The organism is Sphingomonas sp. P3_C6, from assembly GCF_056402595.1.
On the sequence record NZ_JBFUHB010000033.1, the window covers coordinates 1 to 21,935 of the forward strand.

General features: G+C 65.7%; 19 protein-coding genes. 10 read left to right on the forward strand and 9 right to left on the reverse strand.

Going from position 1 to position 21,935, the window contains the following annotated elements; genetic code table 11:
* The 3 genes from AC1DT7_RS21385 to AC1DT7_RS21395 form a co-directional block, all read left to right on the forward strand.
* Positions 1-1,308, forward strand: a 1,308-nt coding sequence (locus tag AC1DT7_RS21385) for an ATP-binding protein (RefSeq protein WP_478038201.1), incomplete at its 5' end; no start/stop codon positions are given.
* 123 nt (positions 1,309-1,431) lie between these two features.
* Positions 1,432-2,211: an SDR family oxidoreductase gene (locus AC1DT7_RS21390; protein WP_478038202.1), complete on the forward strand. Its 780-nt coding sequence runs from the start codon at positions 1,432-1,434 to the stop codon at positions 2,209-2,211.
* Positions 2,211-2,663 carry a MaoC family dehydratase gene (locus AC1DT7_RS21395; RefSeq protein ID WP_478038203.1) on the forward strand — a complete coding sequence of 151 codons (453 nt, stop codon included), beginning with the start codon at positions 2,211-2,213 and terminating at the stop codon, positions 2,661-2,663. The genes AC1DT7_RS21390 and AC1DT7_RS21395 overlap by 1 nt, the downstream gene beginning before the upstream one ends.
* Positions 2,664-2,728: 65 nt before the next feature.
* On the opposite strand, the gene AC1DT7_RS21400 is transcribed toward AC1DT7_RS21395, so the two are convergent.
* From AC1DT7_RS21400 to AC1DT7_RS21435, 8 genes are all read right to left on the reverse strand, one after another.
* Entirely contained in the window at positions 2,729-3,082 is a 354-nt protein-coding gene (locus AC1DT7_RS21400) for a HesB/IscA family protein (RefSeq protein ID WP_478038204.1), read from the reverse strand.
* A 45-nt stretch (positions 3,083-3,127) separates the two neighbouring features.
* Complete coding sequence (locus tag AC1DT7_RS21405; protein ID WP_478038205.1) at positions 3,128-3,595, reverse strand: SUF system Fe-S cluster assembly protein; 468 nt, start codon at positions 3,593-3,595, stop codon at positions 3,128-3,130.
* Between the two features lie 7 nt (positions 3,596-3,602).
* Positions 3,603-4,865, reverse strand: coding sequence for an aminotransferase class V-fold PLP-dependent enzyme (locus AC1DT7_RS21410; RefSeq protein WP_478038206.1), 1,263 nt, complete (start codon positions 4,863-4,865; stop codon positions 3,603-3,605).
* Positions 4,862-5,662, reverse strand: coding sequence for a SufD family Fe-S cluster assembly protein (locus AC1DT7_RS21415; RefSeq protein ID WP_478038247.1), 801 nt, complete (start codon positions 5,660-5,662; stop codon positions 4,862-4,864). The genes AC1DT7_RS21410 and AC1DT7_RS21415 overlap by 4 nt, the downstream gene beginning before the upstream one ends.
* Positions 5,663-5,807: 145 nt before the next feature.
* Positions 5,808-6,551, reverse strand: coding sequence for a Fe-S cluster assembly ATPase SufC (sufC, locus tag AC1DT7_RS21420; protein ID WP_478038207.1), 744 nt, complete (start codon positions 6,549-6,551; stop codon positions 5,808-5,810).
* A 152-nt stretch (positions 6,552-6,703) separates the two neighbouring features.
* On the reverse strand, positions 6,704-8,167 hold the full coding sequence (sufB, locus tag AC1DT7_RS21425) for a Fe-S cluster assembly protein SufB (RefSeq protein ID WP_478038208.1): 1,464 nt from the start codon (positions 8,165-8,167) through the stop codon (positions 6,704-6,706).
* Positions 8,167-8,580: an SUF system Fe-S cluster assembly regulator gene (locus AC1DT7_RS21430; protein ID WP_478038209.1), complete on the reverse strand. Its 414-nt coding sequence runs from the start codon at positions 8,578-8,580 to the stop codon at positions 8,167-8,169. Before AC1DT7_RS21430 ends, sufB begins: the two co-directional genes overlap by 1 nt.
* Positions 8,581-8,672: 92 nt before the next feature.
* The gene (locus AC1DT7_RS21435) at positions 8,673-9,530 is read right to left on the reverse strand and encodes a helix-turn-helix domain-containing protein (RefSeq protein ID WP_478038210.1); all 858 of its coding nucleotides are present in this window, start codon (positions 9,528-9,530) and stop codon (positions 8,673-8,675) included.
* Positions 9,531-9,784: 254 nt separating this feature from the next.
* On the opposite strand from AC1DT7_RS21435, the gene AC1DT7_RS21440 reads away from it, so the two are divergent.
* The 3 genes from AC1DT7_RS21440 to AC1DT7_RS21450 are packed head-to-tail and all read left to right on the forward strand — an operon-like array spanning position 9,785 to position 14,362.
* Entirely contained in the window at positions 9,785-10,831 is a 1,047-nt protein-coding gene (locus AC1DT7_RS21440) for a quinone-dependent dihydroorotate dehydrogenase (protein WP_478038211.1), read from the forward strand.
* A 33-nt stretch (positions 10,832-10,864) separates the two neighbouring features.
* On the forward strand, positions 10,865-12,529 hold the full coding sequence (gene ggt / locus AC1DT7_RS21445) for a gamma-glutamyltransferase (RefSeq protein WP_478038212.1): 1,665 nt from the start codon (positions 10,865-10,867) through the stop codon (positions 12,527-12,529).
* A 48-nt stretch (positions 12,530-12,577) separates the two neighbouring features.
* Positions 12,578-14,362: an AMP-dependent synthetase/ligase gene (locus AC1DT7_RS21450; RefSeq protein ID WP_478038213.1), complete on the forward strand. Its 1,785-nt coding sequence runs from the start codon at positions 12,578-12,580 to the stop codon at positions 14,360-14,362.
* 135 nt (positions 14,363-14,497) lie between these two features.
* Here the strand turns inward: AC1DT7_RS21450 and AC1DT7_RS21455 are convergent, their stop codons facing one another.
* On the reverse strand, positions 14,498-17,389 hold the full coding sequence (locus AC1DT7_RS21455) for a M16 family metallopeptidase (RefSeq protein WP_478038214.1): 2,892 nt from the start codon (positions 17,387-17,389) through the stop codon (positions 14,498-14,500).
* A gap of 214 nt (positions 17,390-17,603) precedes the next feature.
* Here AC1DT7_RS21455 and AC1DT7_RS21460 point away from each other — a divergent pair, with 214 nt between their 5' ends.
* The 4 genes from AC1DT7_RS21460 to AC1DT7_RS21475 all read left to right on the forward strand — a co-directional run bounded on the left by AC1DT7_RS21460 (position 17,604) and on the right by AC1DT7_RS21475 (position 21,728).
* Positions 17,604-18,491, forward strand: a complete 888-nt coding sequence (locus AC1DT7_RS21460; protein ID WP_478038215.1) for an aspartyl/asparaginyl beta-hydroxylase domain-containing protein — start codon at positions 17,604-17,606, stop codon at positions 18,489-18,491.
* A gap of 213 nt (positions 18,492-18,704) precedes the next feature.
* Entirely contained in the window at positions 18,705-20,240 is a 1,536-nt protein-coding gene (locus AC1DT7_RS21465) for a DUF1800 domain-containing protein (protein WP_478038216.1), read from the forward strand.
* 14 nt (positions 20,241-20,254) lie between these two features.
* Positions 20,255-21,469 (forward strand): DUF1501 domain-containing protein, encoded by a 1,215-nt coding sequence (locus AC1DT7_RS21470; protein ID WP_478038217.1) that lies wholly within the window; start codon positions 20,255-20,257, stop codon positions 21,467-21,469.
* Positions 21,470-21,503: 34 nt separating this feature from the next.
* On the forward strand, positions 21,504-21,728 hold the full coding sequence (locus AC1DT7_RS21475) for a hypothetical protein (protein ID WP_478038218.1): 225 nt from the start codon (positions 21,504-21,506) through the stop codon (positions 21,726-21,728).
* The last annotated feature ends 207 nt before the right edge of the window (positions 21,729-21,935 follow it).

Consider the following 21,935-nt stretch of genomic DNA (forward strand, 5'->3'; position numbering starts at 1 on the left):
TTCGGCGACAGCCATGGCAATGTCGTCTTCGGCGACAGCCATGGCAATGTCGTCCACCTGTTCGAGCGCGACTGCTCGCTCCAGCGCCGCCACCAGAAGGTGATCGAGGAAGCCCCTGCCCCCGGCATGGACGAGACGACGCGGGAGGCGATCTGCGCCGCAGCGGTGAAAGCGGCGCAGGCCGTCGACTATGTCGGCGCCGGCACCATCGAGTTCATCGCCGATGCGAGCGAGGGCCTGCGCGCCGACCGCATCTGGTTCATGGAGATGAACACCCGCCTTCAGGTCGAGCATCCGGTGACCGAAGAGATCACCGGCCAGGATCTGGTCGAGTGGCAGTTGCGGGTGGCCTCGGGCGAGGCGTTGCCGAAGCGGCAGGATGAGTTGGCCATCAATGGCTGGGCGATGGAGGCGCGGCTCTATGCCGAGAACCCTGCGACCGGATTCCTCCCATCCACCGGCCCGCTCGATTATCTATGGCTGCCGCAAGACCTGCGGATCGAAACCGGAGTCGAAGAAGGCGACGCGATCTCCCCATTCTACGACCCGATGATCGCAAAGCTCGTTGCCCATGCCGAAACGCGCGACCAAGCCTTGAGCGAGCTTGCCGATGGCTGCGCGCACGTGATGTGCGAACCAGTAAAGACCAATGCCTGGTTCCTTGCACGATTGCTGAAGGAGCCGGCTTTTAAGGCTGGCGAGGTGACAACCGGCTTTATCGGCGATCACGCGGAGGGACTCACAAGTGTGCCGGAGCCGGGACCGGCGTTGCTTCAAGCGGCAGCCGATCAGGCAATATTCCATGATGACTTCGTCCGCGGCCAAGTCGGCGATCCGGATTTCGACCGGTTGCGTGGAATGCTTGGCTTCCGGCTGAATGCTCCGGCCAATCGTCGTGTAAGGCTGGCCGTCGATGGCCGCGCCACACAGGTCGACTATATCGGCGAATGGGGACGCAGTTCCTATTTCGACGATCATCCCGGCTATGTGCAGATCGGGCAGTCGACCACGCTGTTCGAGAATGGCGCAGCGTTCGAGACCCGGCCATATCGTGACGAAGGTGCGGGCGCCGCAGGCGCGGCAGCCGACGGCGCGATCCTATCCCCCATGCCGGGCCGTGTCATCGCGGTCGAGGTCGCGGCTGGCGATGCCGTCACCAAGGGCCAGAAGCTGCTCACTCTCGAAGCCATGAAGATGGAGCACAGCCTCATCGCGCCGTTCGACGGAATCGTGGCGGAGTTGAGCGCCGAGACCGGTGGGCAGGTCAGCGAAGGCGCGGTTCTGGCGCGGATCGAGCGGCCGGCATGAGCGATCTCGCCTTCCGCCGGCAGATGATCGGACCGATGCGCATCGCTTCTATGACAAGACGGGCTGGAAGAAGAGCCATGCCGGGTTCAAGTTGAAGCTCTGAGCGACAAAAAGGGGATGGATATGGCCGACGGCTTCGATTTCACCGGCAAGACCGTGATGGTATTTGGCGGGACCAGTGGCATCAACCTGGGCATCGCCAAGTCCTTTGCGCGACGCGGCGCGAAGCTCGGCGTCGCGAGCCGGAGCCAGGACAAGGTCGACGCTGCGGTGGCGGCACTTTCGGAGAACACGCCGGCGCTCGGCTACAGCCTCGACGTGCGCGACTATGATGCGGTGAAGGCGGCGATCGACGATTTCCGCGCGCAACGCGGCACGATCGACGTGTTGGTGTCGGGTGCAGCGGGGAATTTCCCCGTCGCGGCGGCGATGCTCAGTTCGAACGGGTTCAAGGCCGTTACCGAGATCGACACGCTCGGCACTTTCCATGTCATGCGCGCCGCGTACGAGCATCTGACCAAGCCGGGCGCGAGCATCATCAACATTTCTGCGCCCCAGGCGTTCATCGCTACGCCGTTCCAGGTGCATGTCTGCGCGGCCAAGGCCGGGGTCGACATGATCACCAAGACGCTGGCGATCGAATGGGGGCCTGAGGGCGTGCGGGTGAATTCCGTCTCGCCGGGGCCGATCGCCGGGACCGAAGGCATGGAGCGCCTCGCGCCCACGCCCGAGGCCAAGGCCAAGTCGGCGAAGTCGGTGCCGCTCGGGCGGATGGGCACAGTCGACGATGTCGCCGATGTCTGCCTGTTCCTTGCCTCCGACTATGCGCGTTATGTCTCGGGTGTCGTGCTGCCGGCCGATGGGGGCTGGACCGCGGGGCGGTCGCTGGGAGGCATGGGCTGATGGCCGGTCGGTTCTACGACGAGTGGCAGGTCGGCGACCGGATCGTCCATGAGATCCGCCGGACGGTGACCGAGACTGACAATCTGTTGATGTCCACGCTCACCCATAATCCGCAGCCGCTTCACCTTGACGCCGAATATGCCGGCGCCACCGAGTTCGGGCGGATCGTCGTCAACGGGACTTTCACGTTTGCGCTGATGGTCGGAGTGTCGGTGGGTGACACGACACTCGGCACGCTGGTCGCGAACCTCGGCTACGACAAGCTGGTCATGCCGAAACCCGTGTTTATCGGAGATACGCTGCGCGGGGAGACCGAGGTGGTAGAGCTGCGCGACAGCAAATCGCGGCCCGATGCCGGGTTGGTGACGTTCCGCCACCGGATGCTGAACCAGCGGGATGAGGAGGTGTGCTCTTGCCTCAGGACGGCATTGTTGAAGAAGCGCCCTGGCTGATGCCTGAATCGCGTTGAGCGAACTTACGACCTCCGTTCGTTTCGAACGGTGGTCGGGAGGTACGCCTAGACGGTAAAGCTCTCCCCGCAGCCGCATGCGCCCTTGGCGTTGGGGTTCTGGAAGACGAAGCCGGCGGTGAAATCATCCTCGACCCAGTTCATGGTCGATCCGATCAGGTAGAGGATCGATCCGCCGTCAACGAACAGCGTGCCGCCGGGCGTGTCGATGCGTTCGTCGAACGGCTTGGCTTCAGTGACGTAATCGACCGAATAAGCGAGGCCGGAGCAGCCGCGCTTCGGCGTCGAGAGCTTCACGCCGATCGCGCCCTCCGGGGCCTTGTCCATCAGGTCGGCGATCCGCGCTTCGGCGGTCGGGGTCAGGATCAGCGCCGCTGGGCGCACGCGTGCGGTAGTTGCCATCTTCTTCCTTCTTCCTCCCCCCGCAAGCGGGAGGGGAGTAAAAAATCATAACATCCCAAGCTCAAGCTTGGCGTCGTCCGACATCTTCTGCGGATCCCATGGCGGATCCCAGACGAGGTTGACGTCGGCCGTACCGACGCCCGGCACCGAGCCGACGCGCAGCTCGACCTCGGCCGGCATGGATTCGGCGACCGGGCAATGCGGCGTGGTGAGCGTCATCGTCACCGAGGCATGGCCCTCATCCGTCACCTCGACGCCGTAGATCAGGCCGAGATCGTAGATGTTCACCGGGATTTCCGGATCGTAGATTTCCTTGAGCGCCTCGACCACCGCCTCATACAGCGCCCCGCCCGGCTCACCCTCGGTCAGCGGCTGCGGTTTCTGGGCGAGAAAGCCTTCCAGATAGTCGCGCTTGCGCTCGAACGTCTCCGTCACGCCGCCCTCGACGCGCGCCTTCGGCGGCGCTTCGACCGCGTCGACTTCTTCCACAATGATCTTGCGCTCTTCGTTCATGCGAACCCTACCCGAAAATCCGTGTTACCCGTTCGATCCCGCGCACCAGCGCATCCACGTCCGCCGCGCCATTATAGACGCCAAAGCTTGCCCGGGCGGTCGCCGGGATGCCCAGAGTCTCCATCAAAGGCTGTGCGCAGTGGTGCCCCGCCCGGATCGCCACGCGTTCCTCATCCAAGATGGTGCCGATGTCATGCGGATGCACCCCCTGGATCGAGAAACTGACGATGCCGGCGGAATCTTCGGGGCCGTAGAGCGTGACCGAGTTGATCTGCGACAGCGCCTCGCGCGTCTTCGCGACCAAAGCCGTCTCGTGCGCGTGGATCGCGTCGAGGCCGATGCGCTCGACATAGTCGATCGCCGCATGCAGGCCGAGTGCGCCGACGATATGCGGCGTGCCCGCCTCGAACCGTCCCGGCGGGGGTGCATACGTCGTTTTGGCGAAGGTAACCCGGTCGATCATCGAGCCGCCACCCTGATAGGGCGGCATCGCTTCGAGCAGTTCGGGCCGGGCCCAGAGCACGCCAATGCCGGTCGGGCCATAGAGCTTGTGGCCGGAAAACACGTAGAAGTCGCAATCCAGCGCCGCGACATCGACGACCATGCGCGGTACCGCCTGGCAGCCGTCGAGCAGGATCTTCGCGCCCACCGAATGGGCGATATCGGCGGCGCGCCTGGCGTCGAGCACCGAGCCGAGCACGTTCGAGACATGGGCGAGCGCGACCAGCTTGTGTGCGGGCGTGATCATCGCGGCCATCGCGTCGAGATCGATACGGTGATCGGCGGTCAGCGGAATCACATCGATTTCCGCGCCGACGCGTTCGGCCGCCATCTGCCACGGCACGATGTTGGAATGATGCTCCAGCGTGGAAAGCAGGATGCGGTCGCCCGCCTTCAACTGCTCGCGCGCCCAGCACTGCGCGACGAGATTGATGCCCTCGGTAGCGCCGCGCACGAAGACGATCTCGTCGGCGCTGCCCGCGCCGATGAAGCGGGCCACTTTCCTGCGGGCAGCCTCATAGGCGAGCGTCATGTCGGCCGAGCGCTGATACACGCCGCGATGGACGGTCGCGTAGGTCTCGGCATAGCCGCGGTTGATGGCGTCGATCACCGGCTGCGGTTTTTGCGCCGTGGCGGCGGTGTCGAGATAGGCCCAGCCTTGCGGGATGGCGGGGAAGTCCGCGAGCACGTCGAGGGGGCGAATCTGCTCCCCTCCCGCAAGCGGGAGGGGTCGGGGGAGGGCCTGTCCGGAAAGGGCAAGATCGGTCATTGAGACAGGCCCTCCCCTAACCCCTCCCGCAAGCGGGAGGGGGACTCCAGCATCCGCTCCAGCGCAGCCTGCGCGGCCGCTTCAAGCGCCTCGCGCTCGCCCGCATCGGCAACGTCGTCGAACACCGATCCGATGAACGCGCGCAACAGCAGCGCCTTCGCTTCGGCCGGGGCGATGCCGCGGCTGGCGAGGTAGAAGAGCGCCATCGCGTCGAGTTCGCCCACGGTCGCACCATGCGCGCACTTCACGTCGTCGGCGTATATCTCCAGCTCGGGCTTGGCATTGGCGGTTGCGGTGCGGGTCAGCAGCATCGCCTTGACCGACTGACTCGCGTCGGTCTTCTGCGCGTGGCGCGCGACAGCGACCTTGCCGAGATAGCTGCCCGTCGCCCGGCCACCCAACACCGACCGCACGACCTGGTTGCTGGTCGCGTTCGGCTCGATGTGGCGCATCGTCGTCACGATCTCCAGCGTCTGCTGGTCACCGCCAAGGATCGCGCCGCCCAGCTCGAAATGCGCACCATCGTGCAGGGTTACGTCGATCGCGATGCGGCCGAGCTTGCCGCCGGTGTTGAGGATGTGAAAGGTCGCGCGGGCGCCGGCTTCGAGGGTGACGGCATAGTCGCGGATCGCGACGGCGTCAGCGGGCGCATCCTGCACGACGACACGGCTGATTTCCTCGCCGGCGGCGACATGGATCACTTCGGGTCCGGCGATCGGCCAGACGGTGGCAACCGCATCGAGATCGCTATAGCGCCACGCCTCGTCGCGGCGCGTGGGAAGGGCGAGCGCGGCCACACTCATTCTCCGTCACCCCGGACTTGTTCCGGGGTCCAAGCTTCCGCAAACGCACAGCATGGTAACGCGCGCGCCATCTCAAACCGGAGTGTACGAGGCCCGATGGATGCCGGAACAAGTCCGGCATGACGGTGGTAGAGACCGCTCACGCCGCCAGCGCTCCGTAACCTTCGCGCTCCAGTTCCAGCGCTAATTCCGCCCCGCCGGAGCGCACGATGCGGCCGTCGGCCAGCACATGCACGAAGTCCGGCTTCACATAGTCGAGCAGCCGCTGGTAATGGGTGATCAGCAGCACCGCCTTGTCGGGCGCGCGCATGATGCGGTTGATGCCGTCGCCGACGACGCGCAGCGCATCGATGTCGAGGCCGGAGTCCGTCTCGTCGAGGATCGCCAGCTTCGGGCCGATGATGCCCATCTGGACCATCTCGTTGCGCTTCTTCTCGCCGCCGGAGAAGCCGACATTGACCGGACGCTTGAGCATTTCCTGGTCCATCGACAGAAGATCGGCCTGGGCACGGGCGAGCTTCAGGAACTCGCCACCCGACAGCGGGGCCTCGCCGCGCACCTTGCGCTGGGCGTTGAGTGCCTCGCGCAGGAACTGGACGTTGGAGACGCCGGGGATCTCGACCGGATATTGGAAGCCGAGGAACAGTCCGGCGGCGGCGCGCTCATGCGGCGCCATTTCCAGCAGGTCCTCACCCGCGAAGCTGACGGCGCCGGAGGTGACCTCGTAGCCTGGACGCCCGCCGAGCACATAGCCGAGCGTCGACTTGCCGGCACCATTCGGGCCCATGATCGCATGCACTTCGCCCGCGTTCACGCTGAGCGAGAGGCCCTTGAGGATTTCCTTGCCGTCGATTTCGGCGTGGAGGTTTTCGATCTTAAGCATAGTTAAATCAGCTTACCTTCAAATCATACCGACGATCGTACTTCACGACGCGTCACCCCGGACTTGTTCTGGGGTCCATCCCTCAGCCCGCGCTGCCATCGCCCGCGGCACGATGGATGCCGGAACAAGTCCGGCATGACGATGGTGATCGATCACCCAACGCTCCCCTCAAGCGAGATCCCCAGCAGCTTCTGCGCCTCGACCGCGAACTCCATCGGAAGCTGCTGCAGCACCTCGCGCGCAAAGCCGTTGACGATCAGCGCCACCGCTGCTTCGGCATCGAGGCCGCGCTGCATCGCGTAGAACATCTGGTCTTCGCTGATCTTCGACGTGGTCGCCTCATGCTCGATCTGCGCCGAGGGGTTGCGCACCTCGATATAGGGTACGGTGTGGGCGCCGCACTGATCGCTCAGCAAAAGGCTGTCGCACTGGGTGAAGTTGCGCACGCCCTCTGCAGTCGGCGCGACGCGCACCAGGCCGCGATAGGTGTTGTCGCTACGCCCGGCGCTGATGCCCTTCGACACGATGGTCGATCGGCTGCCCTTGCCGAGATGGATCATCTTGGTGCCGGTGTCGGCCTGCTGGCAGTTGTTGGTGACGGCGACCGAATAGAATTCGCCGACGCTGTTCTCGCCCGCTAGCACGCAGCTCGGGTACTTCCAGGTGATCGCGCTGCCGGTCTCGACCTGGGTCCAGCTGACCTTGGAGTTCTTCCCCTGGCAGAGCGCGCGCTTGGTGACGAAATTATAGATGCCGCCCTTGCCGTTCTCGTCGCCCGGGTACCAGTTCTGCACGGTGGAATATTTGATCTCGGCATCGTCGAGCGCGACCAGCTCGACCACGGCGGCGTGAAGCTGGTTCTCGTCGCGCATCGGGGCCGTGCAGCCTTCCAGGTAGCTCACATAGGAGCCCTTGTCGGCGACGATCAGCGTGCGTTCGAATTGGCCGGTATTCTCGGCGTTGATACGGAAATAGGTCGACAGCTCCATCGGGCAGCGCACGCCCTCCGGGATGTAGACGAAGGTCCCGTCGGAGAAGACAGCGCAGTTCAACGCCGCAAAATAATTGTCGTGCTGCGGCACGACCTTGCCCAGCCATTTGCGCACGAGATCGGGATATTCCTTGATCGCCTCGCTGATCGACCGGAAGATCACGCCCGCGGCTTCGAGCTCCTTGCGGAAGGTCGTCGCGACGGAGACGCTGTCGAACACGGCATCGACCGCGACCTTGCGCGCGCCCTCGACCCCGGCGAGCATCTTCTGCTCCTCGATCGGGATGCCGAGCTTTTCGTAGACACGCAGGATCTCGGGATCGACCTCGTCCAGGCTGCCGAGCTTCGGCTTCGCCTTGGGCTCGGCGTAATAATAAGCGTCCTGGTAGTCGATCGGCGGCACGTTGAGCTTGGCCCAGTCGGGCGGCGTCATGGTCAGCCACAGGCGATAGGCCTTGAGCCGCCAGTCGAGCATCCATTCCGGCTCGTTCTTCTTGGCCGAGATGAAGCGGACCGTGTCCTCGCTCAGGCCCTTGGGCGCGAATTCCTGCTCGATGTCCGAATGGAAACCCCATTCGTACGTCTTGTTCGCGGCGGCATGTGCTTCGGCGTTCTTGGTGGCCATTATGCCGGCACCTGCGACAGGCTGGCGAGCGATACGCCCGCGAGCGCGCCCTTCACGGCGCCGTTGACGGCATTCCAGTGCGGCTTCACGCGGCAATTCTCCTCGATGCAGCAATCATGGCTGCCATTTTCGACACAGGCGGTCATCGCGATCGGGCCTTCGATCGCCTCGACGATATCGGCCAAAGTGATCGCCGCGGCCGGACGCGCGAGACGAAAGCCTCCGCCGGTGCCGCGCGCGCTCTCGATCAGGCCGGCGGACGACAGACGGCTGACCAGCTTCTGCACGGTCGGCAGCGGCAGGCCGGTTTCCTCCGCCAGCAGGGTCGCGTTCAGACGTGCCGCGCCGCCGCAATGGCGTGCCGCGGCGGTCATCATCACGACCGCATAATCTGCAAGGCTGGAAAGGCGCATCTGGTCCAATCGGATTGATTCGTTCCGATTGGACATGTGGTAGCCTGAGGGGCCGAGGTCAACCCTATTCCTCCCCGTGTCGGGAGGGTCGTTCAGGTATCACTGATCAGGGGACTTACCTGACCACCCAGCGCGACGCGCTGGCTGATCGTCAGCTGCGCCAACAGGCTTGGTTCAGCCTTGATCTGGCGCGGGGTGTGGCCAGTGAACTGCTTCACCTCCCGGATCAAGTGAGACTGGTCGTAGAAACCGCGCGCGATGAGGTCGTCGATCGTCTGGCTCTCCGAGACCAATGCCACCGCCGCCCGCAACGCACGATATTTGCGCGCGAGCAGCTTGGGCGGTGCGCCGTACAGCGCCTTGCACTTGCGCTCGACCTGGCGACGGGAAAGCTGGGTCGCCGTGATCAGTTCCTCCATGTCGGGCGAAGGATTGCCTGCGAGCCATGTGTCGACATGCCGCACGAAAATGACCGCACCCCGGTCGCACCCCCGCACCAAGTCGCGGATAAGCTGCTCGGCGATCGTGACACGGGCGGGGATGTCGGGCGCTGCACGCAGGGCGTTGGCGGTGGCACGCATCCTCGGCCCACCGAACAGATCGCTCGCGTCGATCACCCGGTTGAGCATGCTCGACGCATCGTTGCCGATCAGCGCGGCCCAGCCGGTCGCAGTAAGGCCCATGCCCAGGACCAGGACCGGCCCCTCGCAACGGACACCCATCGCACCGCTGGTCGGGCCGACGACATGGTTCTCCGTCGCCTCCTGCAGCGTGCCGTCGGGGAATTTATAGTCCGACCGCCCAGGCGAAAGACGAAAGCGCAACTGGGCATGGTCAGCGCGCTCGGTGTCCTCGAATATCGGAACATCCGCACGGAAGTGATAGAAAAGAGTGATGTACTCTGCCAAGTCAGCAGCCGGGACGGCATAGTCGAGCTGTATGTCAGGCACTGTACACGCCCCTGTTTTTGTACAGAAGCGACATTACTCCGCCCTGCGACCAATGAAAAGAGGCCCGGCCAGCAAGCTGGCCGGGCCTAGTGAAAGAGACCCCTGTTGGGAGCTCTTCGGGTCGCAGGTTTGTTTAAGCAGCGCCCGGATCGGCCGTATTGGACGAAAGCGCCAAATCGGTCATATTCGTCGCAATCTTATCGCAGGTTAGGGTGATTTTTGACCCATCGCCCAGGGGATGCCAAAGCGGTCAGATGATCTTCCCCCTTATCCGCTCCGCCCTGTTCAGCATCGAAGCCGAGCGCGCGCACGGACTGACCGTCGCGATGCTCGAGGCCTGGGGCCGGGCCGGCACGCCGCTGGCCGCCGGCACGGGCGATTCTCGCCTGCGCACGACCGTCGCGGGCGTGGATTTCGCCAACCCGATCGGCCTTGCCGCGGGGGTCGACAAGGATGGCCGGGCGATCGACGGATTTTTCGGCCTTGGCTTCGGCTCGGTCGAGATCGGTACGCTGACCCCGGTGCCGCAGCCTGGCAATCCGAAGCCCCGCCTGTTCCGCCTGGTCGAGGACCGCGCGGTGATCAACCGCATGGGCTTCAACAATGGCGGGCTGGAGGCTGCCCTGCCCCGCGCCGTCGCGGCGAAGCGGCGCGGTGTGCTCGGCATCAATGTCGGCGCCAACAAGGATGCGACCGACCGCATCGCCGATTACCGGCACGGCGTGGAGAAAGCGGCGCAGGTCGCCGATTATGTCACGATCAACATCAGCTCGCCCAATACGCCCGGCCTGCGCGACCTGCAGCACGGCGCGGCGCTGGCCGAACTGCTCGCCGCCGCCGACGAGGCGCGGCGACTGCCGATCCAGCGCCCACCCCTGTTCCTGAAGGTAGCACCCGACCTCGATCCGGCCGCGATCGACGGGATCGCCCGGGCGGCGATCGAGCATCATATCGACGGGCTGATCGTCAGCAACACGACCATCTCGCGGCCGGGCCTGACATCGTCGCACGGTGCCGAGACCGGTGGCCTTTCCGGCGCACCGCTCGCCGGACTGGCGCGGCAGCGCCTGGCCGATTTCCGCAAGGCGACCGGTGGCGCGATGCCGCTGATCTCCGCCGGCGGAATCGGCAGCGCCGAGGAGGCCTATGCCCGTATCCGCGCCGGGGCGAGCCTGATCCAGCTCTACAGCGCTCTTGTCTACGAAGGTCCCGGCCTGCCGGGCCGTATCGCGCGCGGCCTGTCCCGCCTGCTGAGACAGGATGGGTATGATCATGTCGCCGACGCGGTCGGGGCTGGTTGACGTAGCGCCCGCCCCCGCTACCACGGTGGGCCTATGAAGAAGCTCCTGCTCGCGCTCGTCATCCTCGTCTATTCTCCCATTGCCTCCGCCCAGGGGGTCGTCACCTCGGCGGATCCGCGCGCGACCGAGGCGGGCCGGCAGATCCTGCGCGAGGGGGGAAGCGCGGCCGATGCCGCGATGGCGATGATGCTGGCGCTGACCGTGGTGGAGCCGCAATCGAGCGGTATCGGCGGCGGCGGCTTCCTGGTCCATAACGACGGCAAGACCGGCAGGATGGAAACGATCGACGGCCGCGAGACCGCACCCGCCGCCGCGACGCCGCAGCGCTTCCTCGATGCCGATGGCAAGCCGATGCCGTTCAGCCAGGCGTTCCAGGGCGGCAAGTCGATCGGCGTGCCCGGCAATATCCGGCTGATGGCGCTGACCCACAAGAAATGGGGCAAGCTGCCGTGGAAGACGTTGTTCGCGCCGGCGATCAAGCTGGCCGAGGAGGGCTATCAGGTCACCAGGCCGCTGAACGACCGCATCGCGGGCATGTCGCGCATCTGGAGCAACTTCCCCGAGATCGCGAAGCAGTACACGGTCGATGGACAGACGCCCGCGATCGGCACCACGCTGAAGAACCCGGCGCTTGCCGCGATCCTGCGCCGGATCGCCGATGAAGGCCCTGACGCATTCTATACCGGCGACAATGCCAGGGCGATCGTCGCCGCCGCGACCGGTACCACGATCAACACCAGCGACATGACCGGCGCCGACCTGGCTGCCTATCAGGCGAAGGAACGGGCACCCGTGTGCGGCTTCTATCGCAGCTACAAGATTTGCGGGATGGCGCCGCCGTCCTCCGGCGCGGTGACGGTGCTCGAGATTCTCGGCATGCTGAAACGGTTCGACATGAAGAAGCTCGGGCCGAAATCGCCAGTCGCATGGCATCTGATCGGCGAGGCGATGGAACTGGCCTATGCCGACCGCGAGAAATATCTCGGCGACGCGGATTTCGTGCAGGTGCCGGTGAAGGGACTGATCGACCCGGCCTATCTCGACCAGCGGTCGAAGCTGATCTCGACCACCGCCACCCTGCCCTCCTATGACGCGGGCACCCCGCCGGGTGCGCAGGCGCGCACCGCCGCGGTGCAGAACGAGGTTCACGGCACGACGCATTTCATCGCGATCGACAAGGCAGGCGACGTCGTCGGCATGACCTCGACCGTCGAAGGGCCGTTCGGCAGCCAGTTGATGGCAAACGGCTATATCCTCAACAACGAGCTGACCGACTTCACTCTCGCGCCCGAGAAGAACGGCGCGCCGGTCGCCAACCGGGTCGAGGGCGGCAAGCGACCGCTGTCGTCGATGGCGCCGACCATCGTCTATGACGCCAAGGGCAGGCCGGTGTTCACCGTCGGCGCGGCCGGCGGCAAGACCATCATCATGCAGGTCGCCAAGGCGCTGATCGCCCATATCGACTGGGGCATGAGCGCGCAGGAATCGATCGGCCAGGGACTGATCTATTTCAGCGGCCGGACGTTGATCCTCGAAAAGGGCACCTCGCTCGAACCGATGAAGGAGCCGCTCGAGAAGCTTGGCCACCAGGTCGTGATATCGAGCCTTGGGCTCAAGGCGAACGCGGCCGAGCGGACGGCCAAGGGCTGGGTCGGCGCGGCCGATCCGCGGAGTGTCGGCACCGCGCTGAGCGAGTAGAAGAAACCAGCGCAGCCGAACACGGCGCGCCCCTCCCCGGGAGAGACCATGCGAACGCTCGAACACTTCCCCAACCTCGTCACGATGTTCTTCGCGCGGGCGCGGGAAAAGGGCGACAAGCCCTTTCTGTGGCACAAGGCCGGCAGCAAATGGGTGCCGACCAGCTGGCGCGAGACAGCCGACAAGGTCGCGAGCCTGGCGACGGCGCTGAAGGCGATCGGGCTGGAGCCCGGCGACCGCGTGATGCTGGTCGCGGAGAACCGCCCCGAATGGTGCATCAGCGACCTCGCCATCATGGCGGCCGGCTGCATCACCGTGCCGACCTACACCACCAATACCGAGCGCGACCACACGCACATCATCGAGAATTCGGGTGCGAAGGCGGTGATCGTCTCGACCGCGAAGCTGGCCAAGACGCTGCTCCCGGCGGCGATCCGCGCGTCCGAGGCGAAGATCGTGATCGGCATCGAGGATATCCGCATTGGCCAGTCCGGCGCGCTGGAGGTGCATAGCTGGTCAAAGCTGATCGCCGATCACAAGACCGACCCGTCGCAGATCGTCAGCACGGCGACGCGCGAGGACACCGCCTGCATCATCTACACCAGCGGCACCGGCGGCGCGCCGCGCGGCGTGATGCAGCACCACGGCGCGATCCTACATAATGTCGATGGCTGTTGCACGGTGATCAGCGAGGATTTCGGCTGGGAGGATGAGGTTTTCCTGTCCTTCCTTCCCCTTTCCCATGCGTATGAGCATAGCGGCGGGCAGCATTTCCCGATCGGGCTCGGCGCCCAGATCTATTATGCCGAAGGGCTCGACAAGCTCGCCTCCAATATCGAGGAGACACGCCCGACCATCATGGTCGTGGTGCCGCGCCTGTTCGAGGTGCTGCGCACCCGCATCTCCAAAGCGGTCGAGAAGCAGGGCAAATTCTCCTCCTATCTGCTCGACCGGTCCCAGGCGCTCGGCGTCAAGGAATATGAAGGGCGACTTGGGCTGCTCGACCAGCCGATGAACCTGTTCCTCAAGGCGACGCTGAAGCCCAAGATCCAGAAGCGCTTCGGCGGTCGTATCAAGGCGATGGTATCGGGTGGCGCCCCTCTTACACCGGAGGTCGGCATCTTCTTCCAGTCGCTCGGGCTGACCTTCCTGCAGGGCTACGGCCAGACCGAGGCCGCGCCGGTCATCTCGTGCAACCGCCCCTCGGTCGGCCTGCGCATGGATACGGTCGGCCCGCCGCTCAAGAACACCGAGGTGAGGATCGCCGAGGATGGCGAGATCCTGGTGCGCGGCGAACTGGTGATGCACGGTTACTGGCGCAACGAGGCGGAGACGGCACGGGTGCTGAAGGACGGCTGGCTGCACACCGGCGATATCGGGCTTATCGACGACAAGGGCCGCATCAAGATCACCGATCGCAAGAAGGACATCATCGTCAACGACAAGGGCGACAATGTCGCGCCGCAAAAGGTGGAGGGCATGCTGACGCTGCAGCCCGAGATCGTCCAGGCGATGATCTATGGCGATCGCAAGCCTTATATGGTCGCGGTGCTGGTGGCCGATCCCGAATGGACCCAGGAATGGTGCGCCAGGAACGGCGACGCGTGCGATTTCTCGCGCCTGGCGGAGAACAGCAGTTATCGCACCGCGATCGGGGCCGCGGTCGAGCGGGTCAACAAGGACCTGTCGGTGATCGAACGCATCCGCCGCTTCATCCTGGCCGACGAGCATTTCACGATCGAAAACGAGCAGCTGACGCCGTCGCTGAAGATCCGGCGGCATGTGCTGAAGGAGGTCTACGGGCCGAGACTGGACGCGCTATACAAGGGGTAACCTTGTAGCAAGCTATCGGACTTCCCTTCTCCCAGCGGGAGAAGGTGGCGCGTAGCGCCGGATGAGGGCGATCCGGCGCATTCCCTCTCACTCTCACCCTCGCCCTTCCACTCCCGCTGGGAGCGGGAGTTCAGGTCACTTCGCTGCTGCGATCGTGCCCGCCGCCGACTTCGGCACGACTTCCATCGTCCAGTCGGTGTCCGGCCGCAGATATTTGCGGGCGGTTTCCTGGAGCTGGGCGGAGGTTAGCGATGCGATGTCGGTCAGCACGCGACCGAAAGCGGCGATGCGGCGCGGGTCATAGGTCGCGCCTTCCAGCTGGAGCATCCAGAACTGGTTGCCGGTCGACTGGCGCTTGAGCACCTCGATCATCGGGCCGATCGTCCGCCGCAGCTCGTCGTCGCTCACCGGATTGGCGACGAGGTCCGCCGCGATTTCACGCGAGAGCTTGAAGAACAGCGGAAGGTTGGCCGGCGCCACCTGGCCGACCGCCATCAGGCGGCCGCCGCTCGGGAGACCGATCGGCCAGCTGCTCGACACGTTCGGGCTGTAGCTCGCCCCTGCCTCAGACCGAAGCCGATCGAACAGCCGGTCGCTGAAGATCGCCGCCAGCACCTCGAGGCGGCGGCTTTCGGAGATACCCTCGACTCCGCCGCCGGTCGGCCAGGCGATCACCGCTGCGGCCTGGTTCTCAGGCCCATTATGGGTGCGAACCACCGGCGTGGCGTTGTGCGCGGGGAAATTGACCGGGGGCACCGGGCGCGTATCGGGCGTGCGAGGCTTCAGCGCACCGACGCTACGCGCGACGGCATCGATCGCCTTGTCGACGCCGATGTCACCGAACACCTGGACCTCGATCGGACCGGTCGCCAGCAGCGGCTCCCACAAGGCGCGGAAGGCCTCGGGCGTGGTATCGCGGATCTCGTCACGGGTCGGCGTGCCCCAGCGCGGATCGCCGGCGCGGAGCAGCCCGTCCAGGTCGCGCGAGAGCACCCCGTCGGGCGAGGATTCGAGGCCGGCGTAATTCGCGAGCACCGCCGTCTTGGCACGGGCGAGCGGGCTCGGATCCCAGCCCGGCACGGCGAGCTTCGCCGCCATCAGGCGGAGCTGGTCGCCAAGATCGCGCGGCGACGTCATCGCGGCGAGCTGGAACGCATCATCGTCCACGTCGAAGTCGAGGCCGATGCGGCGACCGGCCGACATCGCGTCGAGATCACCCTGTTTCAGCTTTCCGATGCCGCCTGCGATGAGGGCGAACTCGGCCGCCCAGGCCGGGGATTCACGATCGGCCGGCAGCGCGTTGAACCCGCCGCCGAAGCGAACGCGGACATAGACGCGGTCGGACTCCGATGTGGTCGAATAGACCATCAGCCGCACGCCATTGGCGAACTCGACCTTTTCCAGGTCGTATTCGGCGATCTTCTGCCGCTTCACGACCTTGCCCGGAGGCCCGAGCTTGGGGAGCTTCGAGAAATCGACCGAGGCCTGGGTGCTGCGGATGCCGGCGACACCCTTCACATCGGCGCTGAGCGCGGCCGCGAGCTTGGTTGCCGCGCCGTCTTCCGGCTTCTGCGCGCTGACCAGGGCGCGGGTTGCCGTGCCCTCGAAGATCTTCTTCGTCGAGGCGAGGATTCGCGCGGGCGAGAACATGCCCTTGCGCCGTGCGTCGAGGAACACGTTCTGGATGACGGCGGCGCTGGTCGTCGTTTCGCGGATATCGACTGCCTGCACCATGTCGTCGGCAAGCTTGCTGCCAGCGTCCGCGCGGGCAGTATCCACCATCGTCTTGTAGGCGATACCCTGCTCGGCCAGTTCGCGGTCGATCTCCGCCTGGGAGGCCGGCGCTGCCTGGGCGTCGGCGATCACCGCGCGCACATCCTTCAACGCCGCTTCCCAATCATCGCCGACAGGCGCGACCTGGACGAAGGTGACATTGGCCGAACGCGCCGGATCGTCGAGGCCGACCCGTGCCGAGACATAACTGCCCCCGGCGCGCGCGCGGGTTTCCAACCGGCGGTTGATCACCGCGAGGGCGATCAGGTCGACCAGGCGATTCTGGTTGAAGATCACCGTATCGGCGTTGAACTTCCACGGGCGCAGCACCGCCATCATCGCCATGGTTGGGAGCCCCGGCTCGACGATTGCGCTGGTGGTCGGCTGCTTGGGGTCCGGCACGCCGAAATCGGGCTCGGCCGGAGCCGGGCCGGTGCCGCGCCAGGCACCGAAATATTTGGCGACGAGGCGCTCGAACAGCGCCGGATCGAGATCGCCCGACACCACCACCACGGCACGCTCGGGCCGGTACCAGCGGTCGTGAAAGGCCCTGACCGTATCGGCGGTGGCTTCCTCGAGCGTCTTGGTGTGGCCGATCGGCGAGCGGTCGGCGAAGGGCTGGCCGGCAAAAAACGCCTTGTTCATCGCGTCCGACAGGCGAACCTGAGGCCCCGGCTGCTCGCGCTGCTCAGCCAGCACGGCAGGCCGCTCCCCGGTCAGCGCCGCGGACGTGATGTTGGGCTTGCTGACCATGCCGGCGAGGATCTTCAGCGCATCGTCGAGGCTGGCCTCGGACGCGTTGGGCAGATCGAGCTTGTAGACGGTCTGGGTCGGCGTGGTCTGGGCATTGCTGTCCGACCCGAACGTGGCGCCGAGGCGCTGCCACACCCGCTTGGTCTCGCCGTCCGGCACGAATTCCGAGCCGCGGAAGGAAAGATGCTCGATCAGATGGGCGTATCCGAGCTCGCTGTCCTTTTCCATCAGCGAGCCGGCATCGATCCGCACCCGCACCGAAACCTGGCCTGGCGGCACCCCGTTCTTGCGCACCGCATAGCGCAGGCCGTTGGTCAGCGTGCCGAAACGCCAGGCAGGATCGGGCGCGATGTCGCTGCCCTTGTAGAGCCAGGCGTCACGGCTCGCGATATTGGAACCGGCCTCCGCCGCCGGAACGGTCTGGCCACTGACCGTGGGGGAAAGGCCGAGCAGCAGCGAGGCGATGAGCGAAAGGCGCAGCGCGCGCGGTGTGAAATGCATGGGTGTAATCCTAGCGGCCTTATCCGGCCGGGGCCAGCACTGGTGTGGCAAAGCTGAACCTGCCGTGAAACTCCACGCCATCGCCACTATTTGGACCAAGACGGCCGATAACGACTCACTCTTCCCCTTGTTGTGGGGAGAGATCGACCGCGACGCATAAGTGGCTTTTCCGGGCCGGCGCGTCGCCTGTGGCATACGGAGGTGTGGTAGCGAGATGAGCGCCGAGACGAGACCGGACGCAGGCGCTTTGTGGCGCAAATCGGGCGAGGCGGCCGGGATTCGCCCCGAAACGCGCGCCAGCACCCGCAGCGCGCGGATTCCCGATCTCAACGTGATTTCCGGGTCTCCCATTCCGAAGCCGACGCTGGAGGCGGAACGCAACCGGCCGCTGATCATCAAATGGGGCAAGCATTTCCGCGGGCTTTTCGACCGGCTGATCGCCTCCTCGTCGCTCGTCTCGAACGAGCCGGTGCTCGACGTGCGCGATTTCCCCTGGACGGCGCTGCTGCGCGAGCATTGGCGCGATATCCGCGACGAGGCGATCACGGTCGCGCTGCAGGGCGATGCCTCGCCGAGCCTTGCGACCATCTCCCCGGATCACCGCGCCATCGCGGCGGTGAACATGTGGCGGTCCTTCTTCCTGTGGGGGTACAGCTACCCGATCGAGGACAATCTGGCGCAATGCCCGAAGACCGCGGCGATCGTCGCGCAGGTCCCCAACCTCAACAGCGCCTTCTTCTCGATCCTGGCGCCGGGCACGCATATTCCCGATCACCGCGGCGTGACCAAGGGGCTGATCACTTGCCATCTCGGACTGATCGTGCCGCGCGACGGCGACGTCCGTATGCGCGTGGACGACCGCGTCGTGCGCTGGTCGGAGGGCGAGACTCTGGTGTTCGACGACACTTACAGTCATGAGGTGTGGAACGACACGGCCGGCACGCGCGTGGTCCTGCTGATCCAGTTCGAGCGGCCGCTGCGCCGTCCGGGCAAATGGATCGCCGACCTGTTCCTGGGCGTAGTCCGGCGATCCGCCTTCGTGCAGGAGGCGCGGGACAATATCCAGACATGGAACGAGGCGGTGAAGCAGCTGGACGTCTGAGGGCGGGCCCTTCCGACTGCAACGCGCCGCCCGACCATTGGCTAGCATCACGTCGAGATAAACCGAGTTGCCGTATATCGGCGTTGTCCGGGCGCTCCCCGGCCACGCACTGCCGAATTGCGCCCGATCGCCCCGATCCGCTACCGCCGCCCGCGCGTTCAGGCGACAGCAATCACTCCGGTGCCATGAAGATCGTCCGGGACAACGAGTTGCATGTTTATGCTGTTGCGCCTGCTTGCCCTGCCCCCATCCCTGCGTCGCCTTGGCGCGCTGCTGCCGATCGCCTTGCTGGCCGGTGCCGCGGCACCGCCCGGCAAGGCGCGCGACATCGCGCTGCTCGACCGCATCACCTGGGGGGCGAGCCCGTCTTCCGCCGCGGCGATGGACGCGAAGGCTGACCTGATCGACGCGCAGTTGCGGATGGGGCCGGACGGCCCCCTGCCCGCCCCCGCGCAGGCACAGATCGATGCGATGGAGATCGTCCGGACGCCGATGGCGACGCTGGTCGTCAATCTCGATGCGGAGAACCGGGCGGCCAATGCGCTGACCGACCCAGACCAGAAAAAGGCGGCACGCGACGCCTATAACAAGCATATGGCCGCGCTCTCGACCGAGGCGGCGACGCGTTCCGTCCTGCGCGACCTCTATTCGCCGGCGCAACTGCGCGAGCAGATGACCTGGTTCTGGTTCAACCAGTTCAACGTGCAGGCGGCCAAGCGCGATATCCGGGCGATGGTCGGCGATTATGAGGATCAGGCGATTCGCCCGAACGCCCTGGGCCGGTATCGCGACTTGCTGGAGGCGACGTTGCGCCATCCGGCGATGCTGCGGTACCTCGACAACGACCAGAATGCCGCCGGCAAGATCAACGAGAATTATGCGCGCGAGATCATGGAGCTTCACTCCATGGGTGTCGGATCGGGCTATAGCCAGAAGGACGTGCAGGAACTGGCGCGGATCCTGACCGGGGTTGGCGTCGACCTGAAGCCCGACCCGCCGAAGCTGAAACCGGCATGGCAGCCCTTGCTCGTCCGGGCCGGGCTGTTCGAGTTCAACCCGGCACGGCATGATTTCGGGGACAAGATGTTCCTGGGCCACAGGATCAAGGGGTCGGGCTATGACGAGGTGACGCAGGCGCTCGACCTGATCGCCGCCTCGCCCGCGACGGCGCGGCACGTGTCCGAGCGGCTCGCGACTTATTTCGTCGGCGACGCGCCGCCGGCCGATCTGGTCGCGGCGATGTCGGCGACGTTCCGGCGCAGCCATGGCGACATCGCCGCGGTGCTGCGCACGCTGTTCCGGTCGCGCGCGTTCGAGGCGTCGTTGGGCAAGACGTTCAAGGACCCGGTCCATTACGCGATCTCGGCGGTGCGCATGACCTATGACGACCGGGTGATCACCAATGCGGCGCCGGTCATGAACTGGCTCAACCGGATGGGCCAGGGCCTGTATGCGCACGAGACGCCGGACGGCTATCCGCTGACCAGCGCCGCCTGGACCGGCCCCGGCCAGTTGAGCGTAAGGTTCGAGATAGCGCGGCAGATCGGCGGGAGTTCGGCCGGGCTGTTCAAATCGGCGCAGCCGGGCATGGCCGATCCGCCAGCCTTCCCGCAACTGCAGAATGCGCTGTATTTCGGCAGCGTCCGGGACCGCCTGTCGCCGCAGACGCGTAGCGCCCTCGACCAGGCGGTGTCGCCGCAGGACTGGAACGCCCTGTTCCTGTCGTCCCCCGAATTCATGCGCCGATGAACGTGGAGAGAGACATGATCGACCGTCGCACCCTGATCGGGACAGCAGCCCTCGCCGCGCCGTTCGTGCTGGCCGGGCGCGCCTTCGCGGCGCCGCAGGCAGGCGGCGCGCGGATGCTCGTCGTATTCCTGCGCGGCGCCTATGACGCGGCGAACATCATCGCGCCGACCGGCAGCGATTTCTATGCCACGGCCCGGCCGACTCTGGCGCTAAAGAAGCCCGATCCGGCGAACCCCGATGCGGCGCTGCCGCTCGATGGCGACTGGAGCCTGCATCCGGCGCTGAAGGAGTCGATCCTGCCCTTGTGGCAGAAGAAGCAGATCGCGTTCGTGCCGTTCGCCGGGACCGACGACATGAGCCGGAGCCATTTCGAGACGCAGGACACGATCGAGCTGGGCCAGCCGATCGGCGGCACGCGCAATTACCAGTCGGGCTTCATGGCGCGGCTGGCGGCGGCGATCGGGACAGATAAGCCGATCGCCTTCACCGACCAGATGCCGCTGATCTTTCGCGGGGGCACGCGCGCCATCCCCAATGTTGCGCTCAACGGCATCGGCAAGCCCGCGATCGACCCGCGCCAGGCGAAGCTGATCGAGGCGATGTATCACGGCCAGCATGTCGCGGGCAGCGACCTGGGCGGATCGGTGGCGCAGGGGTTCGCGGTGCGCGACACGGTCTATAAATCGATCGCGGAGGAAATGACGGCGGCCAATCGCGGCGCCGTGAGCCCCAAGGGTTTCGAGCTGTCCGCGCGGCGCATCGGGCGGCTGATGCGGGACCAGTTCAACCTGGCGTTCGTCGATGTTGGCGGATGGGACACCCATGTCAACCAGGGCAGTGCACAGGGGTATCTGGCCGGACGGATCGGCGAATTGGGCCGCGGCCTGGCCGGCTTTGCCGACGAGATCGGGGCGAACGCGTGGGCGAACACCGTCGTGCTGGTGGTGTCGGAATTCGGCCGGACCTTTCGGGAGAATGGCGACAAGGGGACCGACCATGGCCATGGCAGCATCTATTGGGTGATGGGCGGCGGCGTGGCCGGCGGGCGCATCGTCGGGCCGCAGGTGAAGGTCGCACCCGATACCCTCAACCAGGGCCGCGACCTGCCGGTGCTGACCGATTACAGGGCGCTGGCGGGCGGGTTGCTGGCGCGGCACTACGGGCTCGACGCGCGACGGCTGGAACTGGTCTTTCCAGGGACCGCCCCGGTCGACCTTCATCTGGTGTGACCATGTTGCCCCCCATCAACCGAGGAGAATTGCCATGTCCCGTCTCGTCCTGACGATCGCTGCGATCGCGATGGCCACCAGCGCCACACCGGCTCTTGCCAAGGGCTGCCTCAAGGGCGCCGCGGTCGGCGGGGTGGCCGGCCATTATGTCGGCAAGGGCCACGCCGTGGCAGGCGCCGTCGCCGGATGCTGGTATGGCCACCACCGCGCGGCCAAGGCAGCGAAGGCACAACGCGAACAGGCCAGGGCGCATCGCTGAGGCCCTGATTCTCCGAGGCGGGGTTCGATCACGGTTCCAGCAAGACCGGCGGCACTGGCCGTATCAGGATCGATACCCCGCCCGTCGTCGCAATTGAATCGACGGCGCAGGGCCTTGGCCACGGCATGATGTCAATGAGAGTCATGAAGGTAGCGGGGCATCGAGAAGACGTCGCCGCATCTCCCCGCTCTCATTATCTAACCCGGA

Bases quoted from the DNA above. Each gene is read 5' to 3' on its own strand.
- AC1DT7_RS21390 (WP_478038202.1), top strand. From the start codon at position 1,432: ATGGCCGACGGCTTCGATTTCACCGGCAAGACCGTGATGGTATTTGGC.
- AC1DT7_RS21395 (WP_478038203.1), top strand. From the start codon at position 2,211: ATGGCCGGTCGGTTCTACGACGAGTGGCAGGTCGGCGACCGGATCGTC.
- AC1DT7_RS21400 (WP_478038204.1), bottom strand. From the start codon at position 3,082: ATGGCAACTACCGCACGCGTGCGCCCAGCGGCGCTGATCCTGACCCCG.
- AC1DT7_RS21405 (WP_478038205.1), bottom strand. From the start codon at position 3,595: ATGAACGAAGAGCGCAAGATCATTGTGGAAGAAGTCGACGCGGTCGAA.
- AC1DT7_RS21410 (WP_478038206.1), bottom strand. From the start codon at position 4,865: ATGACCGATCTTGCCCTTTCCGGACAGGCCCTCCCCCGACCCCTCCCG.
- sufC (WP_478038207.1), bottom strand. From the start codon at position 6,551: ATGCTTAAGATCGAAAACCTCCACGCCGAAATCGACGGCAAGGAAATC.
- sufB (WP_478038208.1), bottom strand. From the start codon at position 8,167: ATGGCCACCAAGAACGCCGAAGCACATGCCGCCGCGAACAAGACGTAC.
- AC1DT7_RS21430 (WP_478038209.1), bottom strand. From the start codon at position 8,580: ATGCGCCTTTCCAGCCTTGCAGATTATGCGGTCGTGATGATGACCGCC.
- AC1DT7_RS21440 (WP_478038211.1), top strand. From the start codon at position 9,785: ATGATCTTCCCCCTTATCCGCTCCGCCCTGTTCAGCATCGAAGCCGAG.
- ggt (WP_478038212.1), top strand. From the start codon at position 10,865: ATGAAGAAGCTCCTGCTCGCGCTCGTCATCCTCGTCTATTCTCCCATT.
- AC1DT7_RS21450 (WP_478038213.1), top strand. From the start codon at position 12,578: ATGCGAACGCTCGAACACTTCCCCAACCTCGTCACGATGTTCTTCGCG.
- AC1DT7_RS21455 (WP_478038214.1), bottom strand. From the start codon at position 17,389: ATGCATTTCACACCGCGCGCGCTGCGCCTTTCGCTCATCGCCTCGCTG.
- AC1DT7_RS21460 (WP_478038215.1), top strand. From the start codon at position 17,604: ATGAGCGCCGAGACGAGACCGGACGCAGGCGCTTTGTGGCGCAAATCG.
- AC1DT7_RS21465 (WP_478038216.1), top strand. From the start codon at position 18,705: ATGTTTATGCTGTTGCGCCTGCTTGCCCTGCCCCCATCCCTGCGTCGC.
- AC1DT7_RS21470 (WP_478038217.1), top strand. From the start codon at position 20,255: ATGATCGACCGTCGCACCCTGATCGGGACAGCAGCCCTCGCCGCGCCG.
- AC1DT7_RS21475 (WP_478038218.1), top strand. From the start codon at position 21,504: ATGTCCCGTCTCGTCCTGACGATCGCTGCGATCGCGATGGCCACCAGC.